This window comes from Bradyrhizobium sediminis, from assembly GCF_018736105.1.
GTDB lineage: Bacteria > Pseudomonadota > Alphaproteobacteria > Rhizobiales > Xanthobacteraceae > Bradyrhizobium.
Genome location: NZ_CP076135.1, coordinates 4,236,154 through 4,259,488 on the forward strand (window position 1 = coordinate 4,236,154; position 23,335 = coordinate 4,259,488).

Below are 23,335 nucleotides of genomic sequence, written 5' to 3' on the forward strand. Positions count from 1 at the left end.
CGGTTAGCAAGGGTCGGGCCATCGGATGGAACAGAAGCAAAAGCAATGGGTTAGCCTTGATACGACGAAGCGATTGCAGGGATCGATGCAAGCAGAACTGTCATCTGTCACCCAGATCTGGAAAGTTTCCTTCCAACATCGGATCGTTCATCGAGGCAATTGCCGCGGGACCGTCTTGCCGCAAGCCTACGTGATCAGACCATTTCCAGGTATCCGCCGTTTTGGCGCATCTGCTGACATGCGCCCCGCAGGTGGCGCGACCCGGCGCAAAGCAATCGGGGCGCGTGAGACGCGCCCCGTGCCGATATTTTCCGCCATGAAGAACTGTTGCGGGCGCGTGCCGCCCCCGCGGTGAAATCAGCTAGTGGCGATCGTCAGGCGGCCGCGCGTCCTTGAACGTGCGCCAGCCGGAGATCATCGTGCTGACGATACTCTGGCGCGACATCACGTCTTCGCGAAGCGCTGCATAGACATGAACCAGCACGAAGCACACGATCGCCCACATCCCGACGTGATGCCAAGTGTGGACGTTCTGGCTGTTGCCGAACAGGCCGATGATCCAGCCGGAGAACCAGCGGTACTGCCACGAGCCCATGCCTTCGCCCTCGCCGTAGAGAGCCAGGCCCGTCGCCATCATGAAGACGATGCCCCACACGAACACGAAGTGCATCACGAGCGTAGCCAGCGGATTGTGGCCTTCGTACTTCTTGGGTTCCTTGGCGATGAAAAGATACCATTTGATCTCGTGGAAGACTTCCCCCCACCAGCTGGCGTTGAACAGCGGCGGAAGGAAGATCTGGCGGGCATGGGGATTGCCGACAAATGCCCAGTAAAGCCGGAGTATGAAGCCGGCGATCAGCACGTAGCCGGCCGCAAAGTGGGCAAACCTGATGTAGCCCATCAGGAAATGATCGCTCGCTTCACCCGACAGCGAAGGCAAGGGCGCGCCGATGAAGTATCCCGTCACCGCCAGCACAAGGATGGCGAGAGCGTTGACCCAATGCCAGAGCCGAACCGGCCCCTCATAGACGTAGATCGCCTGCTGTATGGCTGCGCCGGAATCTATCGACATGGCGCTCTCCTCACAATGTCGCGACGAGATAAGCGCCGGATGCAACGATACCCGCTCCGAGCAGGCGCGACGCATTCGGAACGACCGCGATGGCCCTGCCGAGCGCGATGCCCGAAACGTGCAGGACGGCAGTGGTGACCGCGAAGCCGGCCATATAGCCAGCCACCGCTCCCGTCGCCTCGATGCCGTGCGCATAGCCGTGGAAGACCGCGAACAGCGCGATCAGCGCCGCGCCCGCCCCGACCGGCAGACCGACGCCGGCTGCGATCAGCACGCCGAGCGCCACCACCGACATCGCGATCGCGGTCTCCGCCGCGGGCAGCGCGCCCCCGGCCTGGGCGAACCCGGCTCCCGCCAACATCGCGGCCACAAAGATCGCCGGGACGATCCAGACCCGACGTCCGGCGGCAAGTGCCGACCAGATGCCGACCGCGATCATGGCGAGCATGTGGTCGAGCCCGCCCAATGGGTGGGCAAGTCCGGCCAGGAAGCCGTGCATGTGCGGCTCCGCTCCGGTATGCGCAAGAGCGGGGGTCGCGAGTGCCGCCAGGACGGCAGCCGATCCGAAACGAATGAGCATCTTCATTGTCTTGTCCTCTCTCATCGCACCGTGACTTTGGCCAGTTCGCGTCCGTCCTCGCTCATGACGTGCGTGGAACAGGCGAGGCATGGATCGAAGCTGTGGATGGTCCGCAGGATCTCGACCGGTTCCTCGGCGCGTTCGACCTTGGTGTTCATCAGCGATGCCTCGAAGGCACCGATATTGCCTTCGTTGTCGCGCGGGCTGCCGTTCCAGGTAGTCGGCACGACGCATTGGTAATTGTCGATCTTGGTGTCCTTGATCTTGATCCAATGCGCGAGCGCGCCGCGGGGAGCCTCGGTGAACCCGACACCCTTGACCTCGGATGGCCAGGTCTTGGGATCCCAGCTCTCGACGTTCGCGGTCGAGCTGTCGCCGGCCTTGATGGTGGCGATCAGCTTGTCCATGAAATGGCGCTGCTTGGTGCAGCACCATTGCGCCTCCAGCGCGCGCGCGGCAGTGCGGCCGAGGGTCGAGAACAAGGCGCTCACCGGCACGTCGAGCGCCTTCAGCACCATGTTGATCTGCTCGGTGATTTCCTTGTCGCCCTTGGCGTAGCCGACGACATAGCGGGCAAGCGGACCGACCTCCATGGCGTGCCCCTTCCAGCGCGGCGCCTTGATCCAGGAGTATTTTCCGCCCTCGTCGATTTCCTGAATATTGGTCTTGGTGCCCTTGGCATTGGGTCCGAGCACATAGTTCGGAACGGTAACGCCGTCCCAGGGGTGCAGGCCCTTCTTCTCGTCCGGATATTTGTACCAAGAGTGCGGAACGAACTCCTGGATCTGCGAGGGATCGCGCAGATCGACGGGGTGGACCTCCTTGAGGTTGCCGTTGATGATTGCGCCCGACGGCATCAGCAGGTTTGAGGGCGAATAATCGTTGGCGTATTCGGGGATATCGCCATAGGCGAGCACGCTCTTGCCTGACAGGCCGCCGCCGTAGAGCCAGCCCTTGTAGAAGCTGGCAATGGCCAGGATGTCGGGGATGTATACGTTCTGGATGAACGTCGTCGTCTGATCGATGATCGAGGAGACGAAGTTGAGACGCTCCATGTTGATGGCGCCGACCGCGCCCTCGCCATGGACATTGATGGCGCAGGGAACGCCGCCTACCAGCCAGTTCGGATGCGGATCCTTGCCGCCGAAGACGACACGCGTCTTCATGATCTGCGACTGGAAATCCAGCGCCTCGAGGTAGTGCGTCACCGCCATCAGGCTGGCTTCAGGCGGCAGCAGATAGGCCGGATTATCCCAGTAGCCGTTCTTGAACGGCCCGAGCTGGCCGCTCTCGACGAACTTCTTCAGACGGTTCTGCACGTCGCGGAAATAACCGGGCGAGGACTTCGGATGGTTCGGTCCGGTCGCCATCTGCAGTTCGCTGGTTGCCTTTGGATCCGCCTTCAGCGCATGCACCGGATTGACCCAGTCGAGCGCGTGCAGATGGTAGAAGTGTACGAGATGGTCGTGGATCTGCAGCGAGAGCTGCATGATGTTGCGAATCGAGTTCGCGTTTTCGGGGATCTTGATCTTCAACGCATCCTCAACCGCGCGCACCGAGGTCAGCGCGTGGGTTCCGGTGCAAACGCCGCAGATGCGCTGGGTGAACGCCCAGGCGTCGCGCGGGTCGCGGCCTTTGAGGATCACCTCGAGGCCGCGCCACATCGTACCCGTGGAAACCGCATTGGTGATCATGTTGTTGGCGTCGACATTGACCTCGCAGCGCATGTGCCCTTCGATGCGGGTCAGCGGGTCAACGACAACGCGCTTGCCGCTGGTGTCGAGCGTGAAGCCGTTCGGCGTCTGAACGTTCATTATGAATTCCCCCCTGTGTTCGCCGGCGCCTTGTTGCGGGCGCGCTTGACGGCGCTGACGGCGGCGTGCGCGGCCGCAGCCGCGCCGATCGCGGCAACAGCGGTGCCGCCGACCTTGTCGGCGGTCGCCTCGATGCCGAATTGATGGATGTCGGAGAGCCGGTTGTAGAACGAGCCATTATCCCAGAAGCCGTCCTCGGAGCAGCCGATGCAGCCGTGGCCCGACTGGATCGGGAACGACAGTCCACCCATCCAGCGGGTGGTCGAACAGGCGTTGTAGGTCGTGGGACCCTTGCAGCCCATCTTGTAGAGGCAGTAGCCCTTGCGCGCGGCATCGTCATCCCATTGCTCGACGAACTGCCCGGCGTCGAAATGCGGACGGCGATAGCACTTGTCGTGGATGCGCTGCGAATAGAACATCTTCGGCCGCCCCTGGCGGTCGAGTTCGGGAATCTTGTCGAACGTCATCATGTAGGTGACGACGGCGGTCATCACCTCCGGAATCGGCGGGCAGCCCGGTACCTTGATGATCGGCTTGTCGCGGATCACCTTGTGGACCGGAACCGCCTGTGTGGGATTGGGTCGCGCGGCCTGCACGCAGCCCCATGAGGCGCAACTGCCCCACGAGATCACGGCCTTGCAGTCCTTCGCGGCGTATTTCAGCTGTTCGAGGAACGGCTTCCCGCCGATGATGCAGTACATTCCGTCTTCGTTGAGCGGCGGGTTGCCCTCGACGGCGAGAATGTAGTTGCCCTTGTACTTCGTCACCACCTCCTCGACGATCGCTTCGGCCTGATGTCCGGCGGCCGCCATGATGGTGTCGTCGTAGTCGAGCGAGAGCATTGAGAGGATGACGTCCGACGCCAGCGGATGGGAGGAACGGATGAAGGCCTCGGAACAGCAGGTGCATTCGAGGCCGTGCAGCCACAGCACCGGCGTACGCGGCTTGGTCTCGAGCGCCTGCGCCATGGTCGGCGCAAATTCCGGCCCGAGCCCGAGAGAGGCCGCCGTCAACGAGCAGAATTTGAGAAAGCTTCGGCGCGAGATGCCTTGGCGCCTCAGCACGTCGTAAAATGTCTCGGTCATCGCCGGCGTCCCTCCATTTTGCGCTGGCCGCTTGTTGACGCGGCGGTCGCTGGTGGAAGGATTGCAAACGCCGGGCCAACTGGAATGCAGTCAATATTTCAGCGGGTTAGAAACAAATTGGCTGTTCTGGATCGGACGCGGACTTAGCAAGTCCGTCACCAACTGGTAAGCGCATGACCAGGTACGCGACGCTTGTTTCGATCGGCCGACGGCGCCCCCCGATGCCAACGCACGACGAAGATCACTTGAAATCGGACAACCGGATTTTTTGTTTTGGAGCCGGGTCGTTGGCTTCACGGCCGAGGGCCATGGCCCGGGAACGAAGCGGATATTCCCCCGCGCCACCTACGCGGACGAGGTTTCCGGCAAACCTGCTTTAGCCTGGACGCCCGGTCGCTGCGGCAGCCCTGATCGAGGAGATGTTGCTTCGGTAAGCGTCCAACGTTCCGCCGCGAAACACCGCCGATCCCGCGACGAGCGCGTCGGCGCCCGCGGCGACCACCCGGGCGGCGGTATCGATGTTGACACCGCCATCGACCTCGAGGCGGATCGGCCGGTCGCCGATCATGGCGCGGATGCGCCGGATCTTCTCCAACTGCGCTTCAATGAACGATTGTCCACCAAAGCCGGGATTCACCGTCATCGCCAGGATGAGGTCGACACGATCGAGGACATGCGCAAGAACCTGCTCGGACGTGGCCGGGCAGATGGTGACACCGGCCTTCCTTCCAAAGCCCCGGATCGCCTGAAGCGAACGATCCAGATGCGGGCCGGCCTCGGCATGCACCGTAATGATATCGGCGCCGGCCTTGGCGAAGGCTTCCAGATACGGATCGGCCGGTGCGATCATCAGATGCACATCGAAGATCCTGCGGGTGCGTGGGCGAATGGCCCTGATAACGTCGGGACCAAAACTGATATTCGGAACGAAATGCCCGTCCATGACGTCGCAATGGATCCAGTCGGCACCCGCGGCATCGATGGCCTCGATTTCGTCTCCAAGACGGGAAAAATCCGCCGAGAGGATCGATGGAGCAATCACGATTGGCTCTGGCATCGGCTTCAGGATTTCCTCTCGATCTTGAGGCGCTCGACCGGGGCCGGTTGGGATTTCGAAAACACCCGGCTCGCCAACACGTCCGGCGCCTCGATCGACTTGACGTCATCGACGGAAAGGGTGCGATCGAGATCGGCTACCAGGCGGTTGGCCTGGCGTAGCCGCATCCGGTCGAGCGCATTGCGGATCGAGCGCGCATTGGAAAACAATGGCTGCGCCTTGCGCAATGCGATGTAGCGAACGAATGCCGCCCGCGCTTCGTCACTGAACGTGTAGTTCATATCGTGCAGCATCAGTTCGGCAATCATCAGCAGTTCGTCGTTGGAATAGTCGGGAAAGTCGATGTGGTGCGCAATTCGCGAGCGGAAGCCGGGATTACTGGCGAAGAACTGGTCCATGCGATCGCCATAGCCCGCCAAGATCACCACCAGATCCTCGCGTTGGGATTCCATCACCTGCAGCAGGATCTCGATCGCCTCCTGCCCGTAGTCGCGCTCGTTGTCCGGACGGTGCAGATAATAGGCCTCATCGATGAACAGCACGCCACCCATCGCCTTCTTGAGAATCTCCTTGGTCTTAGGCGCCGTGTGGCCGATGTACTGGCCGACCAGTTCATCGCGGGTGACCGACACCACCTGCCCTCGCCGCACGAAACCGAGCTTGTGAAGAATGCTTGCGATCCGCAACGCCACCGTCGTCTTGCCGGTGCCGGGATTTCCGGTGAACGACATGTGCAACGTCGGCGCGTCAGAACTCAGATTCATGCGCTTGCGGATGCGTTCGATCAGCAGCAGCGAGGCGATCTCGCGAATCCGCGTCTTTACCGGCTTCAGGCCGATCAGCTCGCGGTCGAGCTGCCTGAGAATCTCGTCGATGCCGACGGCCTCGAGTTCCTCGCGAAGATTGACCTTGATTGTCATCGATCATCGTCCAATGGCATCTGTCGGAGAAACCCAAAAATGCTGCGCGCATGTTTCGCGAAAGAAGGAGCTCCGCCGCCACATCGCACAGCGGCGGAGCAGTGCATCCAGAGGCCCCGCGAAACGACCAGGGAGGTCCATCGTTCGCGGCGGCCCGGATGGTATTACTCGCCGTAGCGCCGGCCTTCGGGCCGATCGACGGCGTAGGATTTCGTGGTGTAGCGGACCTTGCGGCCGTCGACCTCCTGACGCTCGAGCCGAAAGCCCGGCTCGTCCTTCGGCCGGTTGACGATGAACGACAGCCGCAGCGACTCCCAGCCGTGGCTGGAATCGAATGCCGACATCCGGATGTAGCGATCACCGTATAGCTTGCGGCATTCGGCCAGCTCCATCAGCACGCCTGCGGCGTCATGGAGATCGAACATCGGCAGGCCCCACATCTCCCAGAAGTTATTCCGGGGGTGAGGATCGTCGGTGAATTCGATGTTCACTGCCCAGCCCTTGCCGAGACAATATTGAACTTGCCTGGAAATCTGTTGATCGGTCAGATCGGGCAGGAACGAGAAGCAACCCTGGGTGAGGCGCATGGTCTTGGCTCCTTACATCGAAACGCTGGCGGTGGGGGCGTAGTCGGGCATGTCGGTCGATTCGTAGTTGAAGGTGACGTCCTTCCAGACTTCGAGCGCGGCCTTCAGCGGCGTGCACGTCGCTGCTGCCTTGGCGAGGATCTCCGGCCCTTCGTGCAAATAGTCGCGGCCTTCGTTACGGGCGAGAATCATGGCTTCCAGCGCGACCCGGTTCGCGGTTGCGCCGGCCTGGATGCCCATCGGGTGCCCGATGGTGCCGCCACCGAATTGCAGCACCACGTCCTCGCCTAGATGATCGAGCAGTTGATGCATCTGGCCGGCATGGATACCGCCGGACGCCACCGGCATCAGCTTGTTGAGGCTGGCCCAGTTCTGATCGAAGAACACGCCGTGTTCGAGCTTCGCCGGGTTGTAGTCCTCGCGGCAGATGTCGTAATAGCCGCGCGTCGTCGCCGGATCGCCTTCGAGCTTGCCGACGACTGTGCCGGCATGGATATGATCGACGCCGGCGAGCCGCATCCATTTCGCAATCACCCGGAACGATACGCCGTGGTTGCGCTGCCGCGTATAGGTGGAATGCCCGGCGCGATGCAGATGCAGGATCGTGTCGTTGCGGCGCGCCCATTTTGCCATCGACTGTATCGCGGTGTAGCCGATCACCAGATCGATCATGATGACGACGGAGCCAAGTTCCTTGGCAAACTCCGCGCGCTCGTACATGTCCTCCATGGTGCCGGCGGTGACGTTAAGATAGGTCCCCTTGATTTCTCCGGAAGCCGCCTGGGCCTTGTTGACGGCCTCCATGCAGTAGAGAAACCGCTCGCGCCAATGCATGAATGGCTGCGAGTTGATGTTCTCGTCGTCCTTGGTGAAATCGAGCCCGCCCTTCAGCGCTTCGTAAACCACACGGCCGTAGTTGCGGCCGGAGAGGCCGAGCTTCGGCTTTATGGTGGCGCCGAGCAGGGGCCGGCCGAACTTGTCCATGCGCTCGCGTTCAACGACGATGCCGGTTGCCGGTCCCTGGAACGTCTTCACATAAGCCACCGGCAGCCGCATGTCCTCGAGCCGCAGCGCCTTCAGCGGCTTGAAGCCGAACACATTGCCGATGATCGAAGCCGACAGGTTGGCGATCGATCCGTTCTCGAACAGGTCGAGATCGTAGGCGATGTAGGCGAAATACTGTCCCGGGGCATTCGGAACCGGATCGACGCGATAGCACTTGGCGCGATACTTTTCCGCCGCGGTCAGCCGGTCGGTCCAGACCACGGTCCAGGTTGCGGTGGACGATTCGCCGGCCACGGCGGCGGACGCCTCGATCGGATCGACGCCGTCCTGCGGCGTGACCCGGAACAGCGCGATGATGTCGGTGTCCTTTGGCTCGTAGTCGGGCTCCCAGTAGCCCATCTTCTTGTATTCCATGACACCGGATTTATAGCGATCCTTGCCGCGGACGGTCATCGAGTGCTGGTTCATGCTGGTCTCCTCATTGTACGTGCGACGGCTACTTGGGATCGAAGGCATTCGGGTCATTCGGCTGCATTCGCCATACTCCCGATACGTGGATCAAGCGTACCGGAGCGATAGCGCTTTGCCATTTCCGGCAACGGGATCACCTTGATCTTCGACGCATGTCCGGCGGTGCCGAACCGCTCGAAACGCTCGCGGCAAAGGTCGCGCATCGCGTCCATCGCCGGTTTGAGGAATTTGCGCGGGTCGAATTCGCTTCTGGTCCGGGTCGCAACTTTCCGGAACGCCGCCGTCATCGCCAGCCGGCAATCGGTGTCGATGTTGACTTTGCGAACGCCGTGCCTGATGCCGCGAACGATTTCCTCAACTGGAACGCCCCAGGTCTGCGGCATCTCGCCGCCGAACTGGTTGAACGCGTCCTGCAACTCCTGCGGCACCGATGACGAGCCATGCATCACGAGATGGGTGTTCGGCAGCCGGCGGTGAATTTCCTCGACCACGTTCATGGCCAGGATGTCGCCATCCGGCTTGCGAGAGAACTTGTAGGCGCCGTGCGAGGTCCCCATCGCGATCGCCAGCGCATCGACCTTGGTGGCGCGGACGAAATCGACCGCCTGATCCGGATCGGTCAGCAATTGGTCATGACTGACCTTGCCTTCGACGCCGTGACCGTCCTCCTGCTCGCCGCCGCCGTGCTCCAGCGAGCCCAGCACGCCCAGTTCGCCTTCCACCGAGGCGCCGATCCAGTGCGCCATCTCGACTACGCGGCTGGTGATGTCGACATTGTAGGTATAGTCCGCGGCGGTCTTGGCGTCGGCCTTGAGCGAGCCATCCATCATGACCGATGTGAAGCCGTATTGAAGCGCGGTGGCGCAGGTGGCTTCCTCATTGCCGTGATCCTGATGCAGGCAGAGCGGAATCTGCGGATACATTTCCTCCAATGCGTCGATCATCTTCGACAGCACGATGTCGTTGGCATAGGAGCGCGCGCCTCGCGAAGCCTGGATAATGACCGGCGCATCGACGGCCGCCGCCGCTTCCATGATCGCAAGGCCCTGCTCCATGTTGTTGATATTGAATGCCGGCACGCCATAGTCGTGCTCTGCGGCGTGATCCAGCAATTGCCTCAGCGTAATTCGTGCCATCGCGGCCTCCGTGTCATTTTCTCTCGCGCGTGAAACGTCATGAGCTGGTTTCCGCCACCCTCGACCTCGCCAGGCAATGCAGGGCCGACGCAGCAACCGCTTCCGCGGTGATGCCAAATTGCCGATACAGCACCTCTGCCGGAGCGGATGCGCCGAAACCGGTCATGCCGACGAACCCGCCGCTATCGCCGAGCCAGCGCGCCCAGTCGCCCTCAACCGCGGCCTCGACGCCGACCCTCGGGACACTCCCGAGCACGCCTGCCCGGTACTCGGCCGTTTGCCGGCGAAACAGATCGAGGCACGGCGCCGACACGACCGCGGCGCGGACGCCGTCATTTGCAAGCAGCTTCGCCGCCTCCAGCGCGATCGACACTTCGGAACCGGTAGCGATCAGGGTAACATCGCGGCCGCCTTCCGGCTCGACGACGACGTAGGCGCCGAACGCCACCAGATTGGTGTCGCCAACATTTTCACGGAATGTAGGGAGCGCCTGCCGTGACAGGCACAGCACCGAAGGACTGGTCTCCGCCCTCAGCGCGCAATCCCAGGCCTCGGCGGTCTCGACGGCGTCGCCCGGACGGAACACCTGCAGGTTCGGGATCGCTCGCAACGATGCCAGATGTTCGACCGGCTGATGGGTAGGGCCATCTTCGCCCAATCCGATGGAGTCGTGCGTCATCACATGGATGACCCTGATGCCCATCAACGCCGCCAGCCTGATCGCCGGGCGGCTGTAGTCGGCGAAGGTGAGAAACGTACCGCCGTAGGGAATAAAGCCGCCATGCAATGCGACGCCGTTCATCGCCGCCGCCATGGCATGCTCGCGGACGCCATAGTGAATATAGTTGCCCGCAAGACGATCGGGCCGCACCGGTTGTTGCGTCCTGGCGCGGGTGAGATTGGAGTGAGTGAGGTCGGCCGAGCCGCCCAGCAAATTCGGTAAGGCTTCCGCAATCGTGTCGATCACCAGTTGCGAAGCTTGCCGGGTGGCGATGGTCGGGCGTTCAGCGCCGAAGCGATGGCGAAGCTGATCCATCGCGCCGGCGTATTCGCAGGGCAGCTTTCGATTGAGCGCATCGTGAAACGGCGAACGCGGGATGGAAGTATGACGCCTGGTTCGCTCGATCCAGGCCCGGCGGGCACCCTGCCCGCGCGCGCCGATCCTGCGCCAGTGCTCGATGACGAAGTCCGGTACCTGGAATGGCTGGTGCGGCCAGTCCAGCGCGACGCGAGTCATTGCGATCTCGTCGGCGCCGAGCGGCGCACCGTGCGCCTTCTCGGTGCCCTGCCGGTTCGGGGCGCCGAATCCGATGACCGTGCGGCAGGCGATTAGTGACGGTCGGTCGTTGTCCCGGGCGCGTTCGATCGCCGCCGCGATGGCTTCGGGATCATGCCCATCGATACGGCAGGCCGACCAGCCGGATGCCTGGAACCGCGCAAGCTGGTCGTCCGAACATGACAGCGATGTCGACCCGTCGATCGAGATTTCGTTGTCGTCAAACAGTACGATCAGCCGGTTGAGCCGGAGATGCCCGGCCAGCGAAATCGCTTCATGACTGAGCCCCTCCATCAGGCAGCCATCGCCGGCGATCACATAGGTGTAATGGTCGACGAGATCGTCGCCGAAGCGGGCGTTCAACAGCCGCTCCGCCAGAGCCATGCCGACAGCGGTCGCTATGCCCTGCCCCAGCGGCCCGGTTGTCGTTTCGACACCCGGCGTATGTCCGTATTCCGGATGGCCGGGGGTCTTCGATCCCCATTGCCGAAAGGCCTTGAGTTCGTCGAGCGTGATCCCCTCATATCCCGTCAGGAACAGCAACGCATAGAGCAGCATCGATCCATGGCCGGCGGACAGCACAAACCGGTCGCGATCCGGCCACCTCGGATCGGCGGCATCGAATTTCAGGAAACGCGAGAACAGGACCGTGGCAACGTCGGCCATGCCCATCGGCATCCCGGGGTGACCGGACTTCGCCTTCTCCACCGCGTCGATGACGAGAAAGCGAACGGCGTTGGCCATGTCGTGATGGGCGATCCCGTTCTGAAGCATCCTGTTCGGGGTCGAAATATTCATGCGCGCCTCTTTCGGTCGATCAGTTGCAGGATCAGCGGCGTCAGGATCAGCTGCATCGCGAGATCGAGCTTCGATCCGTGAATCACGATTGAATTCGCGCGCGACATGAAGCTGTTGGGGATCATCGACAACAGATAGGGGAAATCGATGCCGCGCGGGTTTTTGAGCCGGATCACCACCATCGACTCGTCCGGCGTCGGTATCCATCGGGCGATGAACGGGTTCGAGGTATCGACTGTCGGCACCCGCTGGAAATTGATGTCGGTCTCCGCGAATTGCGGGCAGATATAGTTGACGTAGTCCGGCATGCGGCGAAGAATCGTGTCGGTCACCGCCTCCGTGGAATAGCCGCGCGCGCTGCGGTCCCGATGCAGCTTCTGGATCCATTCGAGATTGATGACGGGCACAACGCCGATCTTGAGGTCGGCATGGCGCGCGACATTGACCTTGTCGGTCACGACGGCGCCGTGCAGCCCCTCGTAAAAAAGAAGGTCGGAATCGTTGGGAAGCGGACGCCAATCGGTAAAGGTCCCGGGCGGGCTCCCGTGCAGTGCGGCTTCCTCATCGTCGTGGACGTAGTATCGGGTGGTGCCGGACCCGGTTTCGCCGTAGGTCTTGAACACCGCCTCCAGTTCCTCGAACAGGTTCGTTTCCGGGCTGAAGTGGCTGAAATGCTTGTTGCCCCGCTCGGCCTGCTCGGTCATGCGACTGCGCATTTCCGAACGGTTGAAGCGGTGGAACGCGTCTCCCTCGATATAGGCAGCCGCGACGTTCTCGCGGCGGAATATCTGCTCGAAGGTCCGCTTGACGGATGTCGTGCCCGCCCCCGACGAGCCGGTAATCGATATGATGGGATGTTTCCTGGACACGATCGGTCAGGTCCTTCGGATCAGTTGCGAAACAGGCCGCGATGAGCAAAGAGCGGAGCATTTTTCTCGGATTTGATGTCGGGGCTCATGTGCAGACGCTCGAGCCGCCGCACCTTGTCTCTGGAGCCCATGATCAACGGCACCCGCTGGTGAAGCGCGCCTGGTGCGAGATCGAGAATCCGCTGGCGGCCGGTTGAGGCTTCGCCTCCCGCCTGTTCCATGATGAAAGCCATCGGGTTGGCTTCATAGACGAGCCGCAGACGGCCTTCGCCGTAGCCTTCACGTGCGTCCGCCGGATAGAGGAAAATCCCGCCCCGGGTGAGGATCCGGTAGGCTTCCGCCACCAGCGAACCGATCCAGCGCATGTTGAAATCCTTGCCGCGCTCGCCGCTGGCGCCGGCCATGCAATCCTCGATGAAGGCCTGCACCGGCGGCTCCCAGTGCCGCTGGTTCGATGCATTGATGGCAAATTCTGCGGTATCCGCGGGGATCTGCACCGCCGATCTGATCAGCTTGAACAGGTTCGCGCCGCGATCCAGCGTAAAGATATCGACGCCGCGGCCGAGCGTGAGAACGAGGGAGGTTTGCGGGCCATAGACGAAGAAGCCTGCCGCAAGCTGCGACGCGCCGGGCTGCGTGAAGGTAGCGCGAATGTCTCGCGGCGTGGGCAGAACCGAAAAGATCGTGCCGACCGACATGTTGGTGTCGATATTCGACGAACCATCCAGTGGATCGACGGCAATGCTGATTGGAGCAGCCGGATACAAAATCTCGGACTCCATCGCTTCTTCCGACGCAATTGCCGCAATCGGAAGAGGCTCGAGAGACATGCGGATGATGCGGTCGGCGCGGAGGTCGAGATCTTTTTGGACGTCCCCGTCGGCGTTGCGTCCCTGCGCCTGGCCGGTGATGCCCGCCAGCGCGCCGGAGCGGATCAGATCGGAAATTTCCGTTGAGGCCTGCGCGAGCGCTGCGACCACTTCGATCACCGCCCGGCGAAGCGGGTCCGCGCTGGCATGAACATCCAAATACTGGCGCAGACTCAGCCCCGGATTCATTCGATCGCTCCCCCTGTCGCCACCCTGAAACGGGGGACAGCGCGCCGGTTCCTTCGAAACCGCTGAAAGGGAGGTTGACCTCCGCCTCCAAATAAGTAAAATTTCAATATATTTCACAAGATAAAAGTTTTTCTTATATGGCCGGACTGCGCGATCTGACGATCAGACAGCTGCGAGCGCTCGCGGCCTTGTCGGCCAATGGCAGCGTGACGGCGGCCGCCAACAACCTGAACCTCACCCAGCCCGCGGTAACCCTGCAGCTGCGCAATCTTCAGGATCTCGCGGGACTGCCGCTGCTTCAGCGCACCAACGATGGAATGCTGCTGACCCGGGCCGGACAGGAGGTACTTGAACTGCATGAGCGCATCGAGGCCGCCATTTCAGCCTGCGCGACATCGCTGGATATGATCGCGGGCCGAACCGGCGGGCGCGTGTCGATCGGTGCGGTCAGCACGGCAAAGTATTTCGTTCCTTTTGCGATCGCGGCCTTCTCCAAGCTGCATCCCAAGATCGATATCAGCCTGTCGATTGGCAACCGCCAGGAGATACGCCAGGCACTGCGCGGCTACGAACTCGATTTCGCGATCATGGGCCGCTCGCCGCCGGACGTTGAGGTGGAAACTCATCTGATCGGCGATCATCCGCACATCATCGTTGCTCCGAGGGGACACTGGCTCGCGCAGGATTTCGGCCTGGCGGCAGTAGATCTCACCCACGAAACTTTTCTCATGCGCGAACAAGGCTCCGGGACCAGGATGCTCATGGAGCAGCTGTTCGACGCCACCGAGCTTCAGCCCACGATCGGCATGGAGATGAGCAGCAACGAAACCATCAAGCAGGCGGTCATCGCCGGTCTCGGGATCGCATTCATTTCCGCGCACACGGTTGCCACCGAACTCGAGGACGGACGCCTTGTCGCTCTCGACGTCGCCGGCCTGCCCGTGGTGCGGCAGTGGTTCGTGGTGCGGAGGCAAGACAAGGTATTGCTTCCCCCAGCGCAGGCAATGCTGGATTTTCTGCGTGCCGAAGGCGCACGCTTTCTTCCCGGCGCGCACGCCAAACAACTGTGAACGAGTCGATACCGCCTCACCCGGCTTCAGAATTGCCCTGCGACCGTGAGGCGAATTGCCAGCGGCTCGACCGGATGCAGCACCCGGTCCATCACGCCGGTCTGGCACACGGCCGCCGGCGCGGTCGGCGGACCCGCCGCCGGAAAGCACATCGCGAACAGGGCATCGGATCTCAATAGCGAGCCATAGGCATAGCTGATCTGGTCCGAGCGGCTGTTCAGGATATTGAATGCGTCGAGCTGAATGCGCCAGCCATTGTCAAAGCGATAGCCGAGCCGGCCGTTCAACAGACCGGTGGCCAGCGAGACGAAGGCCCCGTCTTCGGTCAGGGGGCGCGGCCCGAAATAGCGATAGCGCAGCGCAGAGAACCAGCCGGTCTTCTCGCCGAGCGTGATCCCGGCCGAAGCGATCACATTCGGCGCGCCCGGAATGTAGTTGCCCGGCGCATTGCCGATCTGCGCGGCGGGAAAACCGGCGAGCGAAGCATATAGCGCCGCCTGGTCCGGATCATCGCCGCGAAAGCGCGCATGCGTCGCGGCAATATCGACTTCGAGGCCGAGCCATGACAGCGGCCGATAGTCGTTGGTCCATTCGATGCCGTAGCGGCGGCTCGGCCGGCTCGCCACCGTATCCCCGGCGTCACCCACGAACAGAATTTCGGACGCGGAATCGAGCAGGAACAGACTGACCGCGCTGGTCAGCCCCGGAATCATTTTGGTCCGCAGCCCAATTTCGGCCCCCTTGGTCTTGACCAGAAGCGGCGAAGCCTGCAGCGGCGAGCCGTCGCCGGGCGATTCAGTAATCATCACCCCGCGGGCATCGTTGCTGTGAAATCCCTCGCCGGCATTGATGAAGAATTCGGTCCTGGCAAACGGCCCCAGCACCACGCCGAATTTGGGGCTGCCGATAAACGCATTGGCGCTGCCGGAATTGGCCGGCGTGAAAAAGGAGTTGACCGAGGTCTGGTAGAAATCACCGCGCCAGCCGACATTGGTTCGCAGCCAGTCGGTCCAGTGCAGCGTATTCTGAACGAACAGGCCGACACTGCTCTCTCGCACCGCGTCGCTGCGAATGGCCGACAGGAACTGCCGCCGTACGGTGTTGCCCAGGTCGAGCCTGATGTCGTCATGGCGGCTTTGCACGCCGATTTCGGTCTCCATCGGCAAGCCGGCGAACCGGCTCTTGAAGGTGTGCGACGCGTTGATGCCGCCGAGAACCCGGTCGTCGTGCTGGCGAAACTGATCGCCGTTGACGGGATCGCTGAGCAAGTAGGTGAAATCGTTCCAGAGATTGAGTGAACTCTTGATGACGTAGAAATTGGCCTTCGACGAACCACCCTCGCCGGTCTGCGCCCAGCGGCCCGATAGCGAGAAGCGGCTGGAATTGCCGCCGTCGCTCGGATTCAGCGCACCAAAGAGCCCGATCTCGCCTGAGGCGATGGCCCGCGATGGAATCTGGTCGGTGGAATTCCATCTGTTCGCATAGGCCATCCCGGTCAGCGAGAAACCGTCCGCCGCCGTGCCCTGGCTGTATCGCACCACGCCGTTGATCTTGCGCAAGCCATCGGGATTGTCCCACGGGCCGTTGTAGCTGTTGGCCTCGCCTGCTATCAGCAAACTGCCCTCGCCGAGTTTCGTGGATGACACGCCGAAGCCGCGGCGATAGCCGAAACTCCCGGCGGTGATCGAGGCCATCGTCTTGATGCTGTCGAGCAGGCTGACATGAACCGCTCCCACGGAGGAGAAGTCGCCCTCGTCGGCGAAATACGGTCCCTTTCTGATATTGACCGATCGGATCAACTCCGGAATCAGGAAATTCAGGTCGGCGTATCCCTGACCGTGCGCGTGAGTGCGCATGTTGACAGGCATACCGTCGACCGAGATGGCGAGATCGGTGCCGTGGTCCAGATTGAAGCCGCGCAGGAAATACTGGTTAGCCTTGCCGTCGCCGCTGTGCTGGGTGACGATCAGGCCGGGCACGACCTCGAGCGCTTCGGCCGGCCGGGAAAACGGCCATGCATTGACTTCGGCGCCGCTTACATTCTTTTCGCTCGACGAACTGATCGCGGCCTGCGTCACCGTGCTGGCATTTACAGCGGAGTCACCGTCACCGGCGACAGCAGGGGTTGCGATCGCGCGACGGGCCGATCGCCTGCCTCGCTCCGCGCCGCGCTTTGGCCTGTTGCCGGCTTCCCGGCGCGGCTGCGGCGCGATCACCTCGACCGGAGGAAGCGCCGTTGCGCCTGCAAGTGCGGCAACGTCTTGCGCGGCTGCATCAGGCACGACAGCCATCAGTCCGGCCAGAACAACCTCAACACGGAGCAACATTCGGCCGGACACGTTCTGCCCAAATGGAAAAGCGCGCATAGCCCGTCCCCCAAACGTGGCTTCCTGTGAGGAGGACCGCCCAAGGGTCGGCGTCTCATTCGCGCGACGTTGGCCGACTTGTTGTATCAATCCCCGATATCGCGCCGCCATCGCAGCCGACGAGAGCCATACGCTGGCATGGTGAGAATGACATTGTCAATCGTTCGTCATACTTGGGCAAACCGATGGGACAAGGAATGGCAACGCATCACAATCATACTCAACGATGACCTGACGGACTAACTCGATCGAATGATCGTGGGGCAAGGCTATCGGAACCGCTCCGGAGCAATTCGCGATTTCATCCGCGAGGGCATCCCGCAGGCCTCATTCCGCGGCGAGGATTTGAGGCCGCCGCTCGAGCCCGAGCCGGTCCCAGACATCGGCGAGGGCTTCGGCAAGACGATCGATCAGCGCGTCGTCGTGATAGGGTGACGGCGTGATCCGCAGCCGCTCCATGCCCCGCGGCACCGTCGGGTAGTTGATGGGCTGGATATAGATGCCGTATTCCGACAGCAGCAGGTCGCACGCCGCCTTGCATTTCTCGGGGTCGCCGACATGCAGCGGCACGATGTGGGTGTCGCTTTGCATCACCGGAAGCCGCGCGGCATTGAGCACGAGCTTGAGGCGGGCGGCGCGGTCCTGGTGGCGATCGCGCTCGGACTGCGACGTCTTGAGATGCCGGATGGCGGCGGTGGCCGCCGCGCATATCGCCGGAGGCAGCGCCGTCGTGAAGATGAAGCCCGGCGCGTAGGAGCGCACCGCGTCGATCAGATTGGCGTTGGCCGCGATATAGCCGCCGAGACAGCCGAACGCCTTGGCCAGCGTGCCTTCGATGACGTCGATGCGCGCCATCGCCCCGTCCCGCTCGGCGATGCCGCCGCCATGCGGTCCGTACATGCCGACGGCGTGAACCTCGTCGACATAGGTCAAGGCGCCGTAGCGCTCTGCGAGATCGCAGATCCGATGCAGCGGCGCGACGTCGCCGTCCATCGAGTAGAGGCTTTCGCACAGGATCAGTTTCGGCCGCTCCGGGGCCGCCGCCCGCAGCAATTGCTCGAGATGTTCGATGTCGTTGTGGCGCCACACCTGCTTTTCAGAGCCGGACTTGCGCACGCCCTCGATCATCGAGTTGTGGTTGAGCGCATCCGACAGCAGCAGACAGTTCGGCAACAGCCTCGCAAGCGTCGAGATGCCGGTCTCGTTCGAAACGTAGCCCGAAGTAAAGACCAGCGCGGCCTGCTTGCCGTGCAGCTCGGCGAGCTCGCGCTCCAGCTCGATCAGGGGATGATTGGTGCCGGCGATATTGCGGGTGCCGCCGGCCCCGGTGCCCATCCGCATGGCGGTCTCCACCATCGCGCCGACCACTTTCGGATGCTGGGCCATGCCGAGGTAATCGTTGGAGCACCAGATCACGACGTCGCGCGGACCGTCCGGCGAATGCCAGATGGCATGGGGAAATCTGCCCGCCAGCCGTTCCAGGTCGGCAAAGACCCGGTAGCGGCGTTCGTCCCGAAGCTGGTCCAGGGCCCGATCGAAAAAGACATTATAGTCCATGATGCTCTCACTTTCTTGGCGCCTTGGTTTGCAGGCCACCGGCACCGGCCTGACGAACAGTCACTTACCTTCCGCACTCGCTTCGTCACACGCAGCGGTCGACACTCACCGCGCACTGGGCCTTCGCCGGCACGACATTCTTTCCCATGCCTTCGAGCCGCCGCTGTTTCCGCGTCATGAGCAATCCAAGTCCGGCATTCCTGCCAATTCGTCCATGCGGAGCACGTGGACGCCAGCGCAGGCTTCGCCCGGCGACGATCGTTCCGGCGAGATCATCATTGATTTAGTCCAAGCTGTTGCGCAGCTGCGACAATCCGGTCTCGCTGCCGCGCGTCATCGGTGAATGCTTCGACACCGCGCGCGAGCGCCAGCTTCGCGAGTTCGGTTTCGCCGAGCACCATGCGCGATTGGATCAGCTTGATCCATCCATCGGCATCGCGCGGCGATCCCTCCAGGCGGCTCGCAAGACGGTCGACCATGCCTCGAATCATCGCAGAGCGTTCCGCCGGTGGCATGACCTCTGCGGCCTGGACGTCCTGCGCGCTCGGTCCCTTCCCGACCGTCGATGACATTTCCGATCCTCCCGGCGCCCCCGGCGTCTCAAGCAATCCGCCAGGACCGGCCGGCTTCAGCGCGGTCGAAGGCGCCGCAGCATTCATGCCGAGATTCCGCTCGAGCTCGCTGATCCTGCTCTTGAGATCCGGCACCCACGCTTCAGCCGGATCGGCATCCCTCAGCACAGCTATCCAATCGGTCAGGGCCCCGGCCTTGTCGCCCCCCTGCTCCCTGGCCAATCCCTTGAAAAAGCGTGCTCGGGCGTTCCCGGGGTCAATCTTCAGGGTGTCCTCGATGGCGTTCCCGGCGTCGGTCGTAACGATGCCATCGGCCGATCGGACCAGCGCTTCGACGCGGGCGCTCCTGATGTCGGCGACGTTGGGATTCAGTTCGATGGCTTTCGCATAGGCCTCGCTTGCTTCAGAGAAGCGGCCGACGCTCAAATAGGACCAGCCGAGCGTACGCCAGCCCTCGCCGTCCTTCGGATTCTGCAGCAGACGCGTTGCAAGACGCTGGATCATCTCTTCGACAGGCGGGACGCCGGATTGCGACCGCGGCTGCCCCTGGCTTTCGGTTGGCGTCTGCATCGCCGCAGCAAGGCTCTCTATGGCCCGCGCACCCTGAGCAAATGACGCAGACGCCCGTTCTGTGGCAGCAGAGCCTCTCGCCGAGGGAAGATCTGGATTCCCTGTTGCGGCATAGAGACCGACCGAACCCAGAACCACGATCCCGGTCACGCATATCACCGCGAAATTCCGCTCACCCCCGGAAAGCACCGGCATGAGCGATTGTGTCATCCTGTCGGCGGCCAGAACACGCCTCTCGATTTCCAGCCGAGCCGCTGCTGCATGGGCATCGTCAATCAGCCCTTGCCGCTGCTCGCTTTCGACTTCATTCAACTGATCGCGATAGACCTCGATGTCGCCCGCGGATTCCACCGGGGGCCGGTCGAGCCGGCGAATGAACGGCGCTGACAACACGACCGCAACAGCGGCGGTCATGATCGTCAGAATGATCCATAGTGTCATGTCTAACTCCTTCGGCTGAACAGTTCGGAAACCCGATCCTGTTCGATGGTCGTCAGGGCCGCTGGCCCTTCTGCGGCCTGGTCGACGGACCGCTTGCGCAGGTACCGGACGAAACCCAATGCGGCTACCAGCAAAAACAGCGCCGGACCGATCCAGAGCGCCAACGTATCCAGCTGCATTGGCGGCTTCAGCAGAACGAAGTTGCCATAGCGACCGACGATGAAATCAATTGCCTGTTTGTCGGTGTCGCCCGAGACCAGGCGTTCACGAACTATGACGCGAAGGTCGCGCGCGAGCGGTGCATTGGAATCGTCAATGCTCTGGTTTTGGCAGACGACGCAACGAAGCAGTTGGCTGATGGCTCTGGCACGCCCTTCGAGTGCAGGATCCCGCAGAACCTCGTCCGGTGTAACCCCATGAGCAAGCGAAGCGAACACGGCCGAAGCGACCAGCATCCCCAGGAAAGCGCGACGCGCCGACAACCGCAAGATCATGATCATGACTCCGCCTGAAGCCGCATCACCAGCGGCTCGAAGATTTCACGCCAGACATCGTCGGTTAGGGGGCCTGCATGGCGATAGCGCACACGGCCGGAGCGATCGACTAGGAAGGTTTCGGGAACACCCGTCACACCGAGATCGATCCCGACCCTCCCGCTCCCGTCGGATCCGACGAGGGCATAGGGGCTTTGGTTTGCCTTCAGCCACCGCTCTCCGTTTCGCGGGCTGTCCTTCCAGTTGATGCCGTATATCGATAGCCCGCTCTTCCCTGCAAGTTGCATGAGCATCGGATGCTCCACGCGGCAGCCGGGACACCAGGAAGCAAAGATATTGAGCAGCGAGACCTTTCCTTTCAGATCGGCACTCGAAAACCCTCCGCCCTCCCCCTCAAGCGAGGCCAGGGCGAATGCGGGCAACGCCTTGTCCACCAGCAGTGAGGGCATCTTCCGGGGATCGTTCGTCAGGCTGATTCCGAGCCCGATCGCCAGAACGGCGAAGACAAGCACGGGCACCAACGGCACAAGACGTTTCATGGATTGTCTCCTATTCGGCCGGCACAGCAGCGGTATGGCGCGGAATGCGCTGCGGCACACCGACCCGCAGGCGCCGGTCGGAAAGCGAGACGAATCCGCCGAGCGCCATCGTGAGCGCTCCGATCCACACCCAGGGCATGAACGGATGATAGTAGAAGCGCACGGCCCAGGCGCCCTTGCCGTCAGGTTCGCCGACTACAACGTACAAATTGGATATGAAGTTTGTTCTGATGCCGGCGACGGTTGTCTGCTGCTGACGCACCGGATAGAAGCGCCGCTCGCTGAACATCTCGCCCACCAACCGACCGTTACGGGTGACGTCGAACGTGCCTCGCTCGGCATCGTAGTTGGGACCCGGCACGTCGCCGACCGACCGAAGGCGCATACTGTACCCGGAAAGTTCGAGGCTTTCGCCAGGTCGCAGCATTTCGATCTTTTCCGTCGCCCAGCTCGTCATGCCCGTAATTCCGGCAACGGTTATGCCCATTCCCGCATGGGCAATAACGAGCCCGTAAAACGCGCGAGGCGTTGTCCGGGCAAGCCGCAAGGTCGTGGCCAACGGCACGCGGCCCAACCGCGTTCGATACGCCAAAGCCGCAAACGAGCCTGTGATCAACCAGACCGCCAAGGCCATGAATGCCGCAGCAAAGGCGTTGCGGCCGAATGTGAGGACCAGCACCAGGATAGCGATCAACCCGCTGGCGACGGCCGGGTATTTCAGACGGCCGAGGGCGGCGGCAATGCTGTCGCGCTTCCATTTCAGCATGGGGCCAACGACCATGATCAGCAGCACCGGAACCATGATCGGGACGAACGTCCGGTCGTAGTAAGGCGGTCCCACCGAAATCTTGTCGTTGCCGATCATGTCGACCACGAGCGGATAGAATGTTCCGAGAAACACGGTGGCGGCAGCAGCGCTCAACAACACGTTATTCAAGGTCAAACCGCTTTCCCGGCTGATCGGCGCAAAGGGCGCGCCGTATTTGAGATGCGGCACGCGGAAGGCGTAAAGCACAAGGGCCCCACCGGTGGCGAGCACGATCAACGCCAGAATGAAGACGCCTCGCGCGGGGTCCTGCGCAAATGAGTGAACGCTCGTCAGCACACCGGAACGAACCAAAAATGTGCCGACCAGACTGAGCGAGAACGTCAGGATCGCGAGCAGGATCGTCCAGCTCACCAGCGCGTTACGACGCTCGACGACGAGCGCCGAATGCAGAAGCGCGGTCCCCGCAATCCAGGGCATGAACGACGCATTTTCGACCGGATCCCAGAACCACCAGCCGCCCCAGCCGAGCGTGTAATACGCCCAGGCGCTGCCGAGCGTGATCCCGATCGTGAGGAAGCACCATGCTGCCAGCACCCAGGGCCTCACCCAGCGTGCCCAGCATGCGTCGACCTTTCCGTCAATCAACGCTGCCACCGCGAACGAAAACGCCATCGAGAAACCGACATAGCCCAGGTAAAGGAACGGCGGGTGGATCGCCAGCCCCGGATCCTGCAATATCGGATTGAGTCCATTGCCATCGGCGGGCGCCTGCGCGAGACGCGCAAACGGATTGGACGTCAGCGTGATGAAGGCCAGGAACCCGCACCCCACCATGCCCTGCACGCCGAGCACGTTGATACGCAGCCGGTAAGGCAAGTTGCGCCCGAATACTGCTACCGCGGCGCCGAATAGCGACAGAATGAGGACCCAAAGGAGCATGGATCCCTCGTGGTTTCCCCAAACTCCCGAGATCTTGTAGAGCAGCGGCTTTGCGGTGTGCGAGTTGGCCGTTACGACCTCGACCGAAAAATCGGAGGTGACGAATGCGTAGGTCAATGACGCAAATGCCACGACAAGAAACATGAACTGAGCCAACGCCGCCTGATCGACGAATGCCGCAACCGCAAGGTCGCGGCGGCGTGCGGCAACAAACGGCATCGCCGACTGCGTCACCGAGACAAACAGCGCAAGGAGCAACGCGTAGTATCCGATTTCAGGTGCCATGCAGC

Annotated in this window: 19 protein-coding genes; 1 reads left to right on the forward strand and 18 read right to left on the reverse strand. The window is 62.2% G+C overall.

The window, feature by feature from the left end; translation table 11 throughout:
- Positions 1 to 361: 361 nt before the first annotated feature.
- The 12 genes from cybH to KMZ68_RS20350 all read right to left on the reverse strand — a co-directional run bounded on the left by cybH (position 362) and on the right by KMZ68_RS20350 (position 13,728).
- Positions 362 to 1,072, reverse strand: a complete 711-nt coding sequence (cybH, locus tag KMZ68_RS20295) for a Ni/Fe-hydrogenase, b-type cytochrome subunit (protein WP_215612943.1) — start codon at positions 1,070 to 1,072, stop codon at positions 362 to 364.
- Positions 1,073 to 1,082: 10 nt separating this feature from the next.
- Entirely contained in the window at positions 1,083 to 1,658 is a 576-nt protein-coding gene (locus tag KMZ68_RS20300; protein WP_249779428.1) for a HupE/UreJ family protein, read from the reverse strand.
- Positions 1,659 to 1,672: 14 nt separating this feature from the next.
- Positions 1,673 to 3,466, reverse strand: coding sequence for a nickel-dependent hydrogenase large subunit (locus KMZ68_RS20305; protein WP_215605519.1), 1,794 nt, complete (start codon positions 3,464 to 3,466; stop codon positions 1,673 to 1,675).
- Complete coding sequence (locus KMZ68_RS20310) at positions 3,466 to 4,551, reverse strand: hydrogenase small subunit (RefSeq protein ID WP_215612944.1); 1,086 nt, start codon at positions 4,549 to 4,551, stop codon at positions 3,466 to 3,468. The genes KMZ68_RS20305 and KMZ68_RS20310 overlap by 1 nt, the downstream gene beginning before the upstream one ends.
- A 376-nt stretch (positions 4,552 to 4,927) precedes the next feature.
- Complete coding sequence (gene rpe / locus KMZ68_RS20315; protein ID WP_215612945.1) at positions 4,928 to 5,608, reverse strand: ribulose-phosphate 3-epimerase; 681 nt, start codon at positions 5,606 to 5,608, stop codon at positions 4,928 to 4,930.
- 5 nt (positions 5,609 to 5,613) lie between these two features.
- Positions 5,614 to 6,528 carry a CbbX protein gene (cbbX, locus tag KMZ68_RS20320; RefSeq protein WP_215612946.1) on the reverse strand — a complete coding sequence of 305 codons (915 nt, stop codon included), beginning with the start codon at positions 6,526 to 6,528 and terminating at the stop codon, positions 5,614 to 5,616.
- Positions 6,529 to 6,692: 164 nt separating this feature from the next.
- Positions 6,693 to 7,115 carry a ribulose bisphosphate carboxylase small subunit gene (locus tag KMZ68_RS20325; RefSeq protein ID WP_215612947.1) on the reverse strand — a complete coding sequence of 141 codons (423 nt, stop codon included), beginning with the start codon at positions 7,113 to 7,115 and terminating at the stop codon, positions 6,693 to 6,695.
- 12 nt (positions 7,116 to 7,127) lie between these two features.
- On the reverse strand, positions 7,128 to 8,588 hold the full coding sequence (locus tag KMZ68_RS20330; RefSeq protein ID WP_215612948.1) for a form I ribulose bisphosphate carboxylase large subunit: 1,461 nt from the start codon (positions 8,586 to 8,588) through the stop codon (positions 7,128 to 7,130).
- 53 nt (positions 8,589 to 8,641) lie between these two features.
- Entirely contained in the window at positions 8,642 to 9,727 is a 1,086-nt protein-coding gene (gene fba, locus KMZ68_RS20335) for a class II fructose-bisphosphate aldolase (protein WP_215612949.1), read from the reverse strand.
- A gap of 37 nt (positions 9,728 to 9,764) precedes the next feature.
- Positions 9,765 to 11,801, reverse strand: a complete 2,037-nt coding sequence (gene tkt / locus KMZ68_RS20340; protein ID WP_215612950.1) for a transketolase — start codon at positions 11,799 to 11,801, stop codon at positions 9,765 to 9,767.
- Positions 11,798 to 12,670 carry a phosphoribulokinase gene (locus KMZ68_RS20345; protein WP_215612951.1) on the reverse strand — a complete coding sequence of 291 codons (873 nt, stop codon included), beginning with the start codon at positions 12,668 to 12,670 and terminating at the stop codon, positions 11,798 to 11,800. The genes tkt and KMZ68_RS20345 overlap by 4 nt, the downstream gene beginning before the upstream one ends.
- Before the next feature lie 20 nt (positions 12,671 to 12,690).
- Positions 12,691 to 13,728: a class 1 fructose-bisphosphatase gene (locus KMZ68_RS20350; protein WP_215612952.1), complete on the reverse strand. Its 1,038-nt coding sequence runs from the start codon at positions 13,726 to 13,728 to the stop codon at positions 12,691 to 12,693.
- 137 nt (positions 13,729 to 13,865) lie between these two features.
- On the opposite strand from KMZ68_RS20350, the gene KMZ68_RS20355 reads away from it, so the two are divergent.
- On the forward strand, positions 13,866 to 14,798 hold the full coding sequence (locus tag KMZ68_RS20355; protein ID WP_215612953.1) for a LysR substrate-binding domain-containing protein: 933 nt from the start codon (positions 13,866 to 13,868) through the stop codon (positions 14,796 to 14,798).
- A 26-nt stretch (positions 14,799 to 14,824) separates the two neighbouring features.
- Here KMZ68_RS20355 and KMZ68_RS20360 read toward each other — a convergent pair whose 3' ends face one another.
- The 6 genes from KMZ68_RS20360 to KMZ68_RS20385 all read right to left on the reverse strand — a co-directional run bounded on the left by KMZ68_RS20360 (position 14,825) and on the right by KMZ68_RS20385 (position 23,330).
- Positions 14,825 to 17,089, reverse strand: coding sequence for a TonB-dependent receptor (locus tag KMZ68_RS20360; protein ID WP_249779429.1), 2,265 nt, complete (start codon positions 17,087 to 17,089; stop codon positions 14,825 to 14,827).
- A 402-nt stretch (positions 17,090 to 17,491) separates the two neighbouring features.
- Entirely contained in the window at positions 17,492 to 18,721 is a 1,230-nt protein-coding gene (gene hemA, locus KMZ68_RS20365) for a 5-aminolevulinate synthase (RefSeq protein ID WP_215612955.1), read from the reverse strand.
- A 275-nt stretch (positions 18,722 to 18,996) separates the two neighbouring features.
- Entirely contained in the window at positions 18,997 to 20,304 is a 1,308-nt protein-coding gene (ccmI, locus tag KMZ68_RS20370; protein WP_215612956.1) for a c-type cytochrome biogenesis protein CcmI, read from the reverse strand.
- A 2-nt stretch (positions 20,305 to 20,306) separates the two neighbouring features.
- Positions 20,307 to 20,804 carry a cytochrome c-type biogenesis protein gene (locus KMZ68_RS20375; protein WP_249779430.1) on the reverse strand — a complete coding sequence of 166 codons (498 nt, stop codon included), beginning with the start codon at positions 20,802 to 20,804 and terminating at the stop codon, positions 20,307 to 20,309.
- Positions 20,801 to 21,337: a DsbE family thiol:disulfide interchange protein gene (locus KMZ68_RS20380; RefSeq protein ID WP_215612957.1), complete on the reverse strand. Its 537-nt coding sequence runs from the start codon at positions 21,335 to 21,337 to the stop codon at positions 20,801 to 20,803. The genes KMZ68_RS20375 and KMZ68_RS20380 overlap by 4 nt, the downstream gene beginning before the upstream one ends.
- A gap of 10 nt (positions 21,338 to 21,347) precedes the next feature.
- On the reverse strand, positions 21,348 to 23,330 hold the full coding sequence (locus KMZ68_RS20385) for a heme lyase CcmF/NrfE family subunit (RefSeq protein WP_215612958.1): 1,983 nt from the start codon (positions 23,328 to 23,330) through the stop codon (positions 21,348 to 21,350).
- Positions 23,331 to 23,335: the final 5 nt, after the last annotated feature.

What these genes read in the sequence shown, in the direction of transcription:
- cybH (WP_215612943.1), bottom strand. Translation starts at nt 1,072, where the DNA reads ATGTCGATAGATTCCGGCGCAGCCATACAGCAGGCGATCTACGTCTAT.
- KMZ68_RS20300 (WP_249779428.1), bottom strand. Translation starts at nt 1,658, where the DNA reads ATGAAGATGCTCATTCGTTTCGGATCGGCTGCCGTCCTGGCGGCACTC.
- KMZ68_RS20305 (WP_215605519.1), bottom strand. Translation starts at nt 3,466, where the DNA reads ATGAACGTTCAGACGCCGAACGGCTTCACGCTCGACACCAGCGGCAAG.
- KMZ68_RS20310 (WP_215612944.1), bottom strand. Translation starts at nt 4,551, where the DNA reads ATGACCGAGACATTTTACGACGTGCTGAGGCGCCAAGGCATCTCGCGC.
- rpe (WP_215612945.1), bottom strand. Translation starts at nt 5,608, where the DNA reads ATGCCAGAGCCAATCGTGATTGCTCCATCGATCCTCTCGGCGGATTTT.
- cbbX (WP_215612946.1), bottom strand. Translation starts at nt 6,528, where the DNA reads ATGACAATCAAGGTCAATCTTCGCGAGGAACTCGAGGCCGTCGGCATC.
- KMZ68_RS20325 (WP_215612947.1), bottom strand. Translation starts at nt 7,115, where the DNA reads ATGCGCCTCACCCAGGGTTGCTTCTCGTTCCTGCCCGATCTGACCGAT.
- KMZ68_RS20330 (WP_215612948.1), bottom strand. Translation starts at nt 8,588, where the DNA reads ATGAACCAGCACTCGATGACCGTCCGCGGCAAGGATCGCTATAAATCC.
- fba (WP_215612949.1), bottom strand. Translation starts at nt 9,727, where the DNA reads ATGGCACGAATTACGCTGAGGCAATTGCTGGATCACGCCGCAGAGCAC.
- tkt (WP_215612950.1), bottom strand. Translation starts at nt 11,801, where the DNA reads ATGAATATTTCGACCCCGAACAGGATGCTTCAGAACGGGATCGCCCAT.
- KMZ68_RS20350 (WP_215612952.1), bottom strand. Translation starts at nt 13,728, where the DNA reads ATGAATCCGGGGCTGAGTCTGCGCCAGTATTTGGATGTTCATGCCAGC.
- KMZ68_RS20355 (WP_215612953.1), top strand. Translation starts at nt 13,866, where the DNA reads ATGGCCGGACTGCGCGATCTGACGATCAGACAGCTGCGAGCGCTCGCG.
- KMZ68_RS20360 (WP_249779429.1), bottom strand. Translation starts at nt 17,089, where the DNA reads ATGGCTGTCGTGCCTGATGCAGCCGCGCAAGACGTTGCCGCACTTGCA.
- hemA (WP_215612955.1), bottom strand. Translation starts at nt 18,721, where the DNA reads ATGGACTATAATGTCTTTTTCGATCGGGCCCTGGACCAGCTTCGGGAC.
- ccmI (WP_215612956.1), bottom strand. Translation starts at nt 20,304, where the DNA reads ATGACACTATGGATCATTCTGACGATCATGACCGCCGCTGTTGCGGTC.
- KMZ68_RS20375 (WP_249779430.1), bottom strand. Translation starts at nt 20,804, where the DNA reads ATGATCATGATCTTGCGGTTGTCGGCGCGTCGCGCTTTCCTGGGGATG.
- KMZ68_RS20380 (WP_215612957.1), bottom strand. Translation starts at nt 21,337, where the DNA reads ATGAAACGTCTTGTGCCGTTGGTGCCCGTGCTTGTCTTCGCCGTTCTG.
- KMZ68_RS20385 (WP_215612958.1), bottom strand. Translation starts at nt 23,330, where the DNA reads ATGGCACCTGAAATCGGATACTACGCGTTGCTCCTTGCGCTGTTTGTC.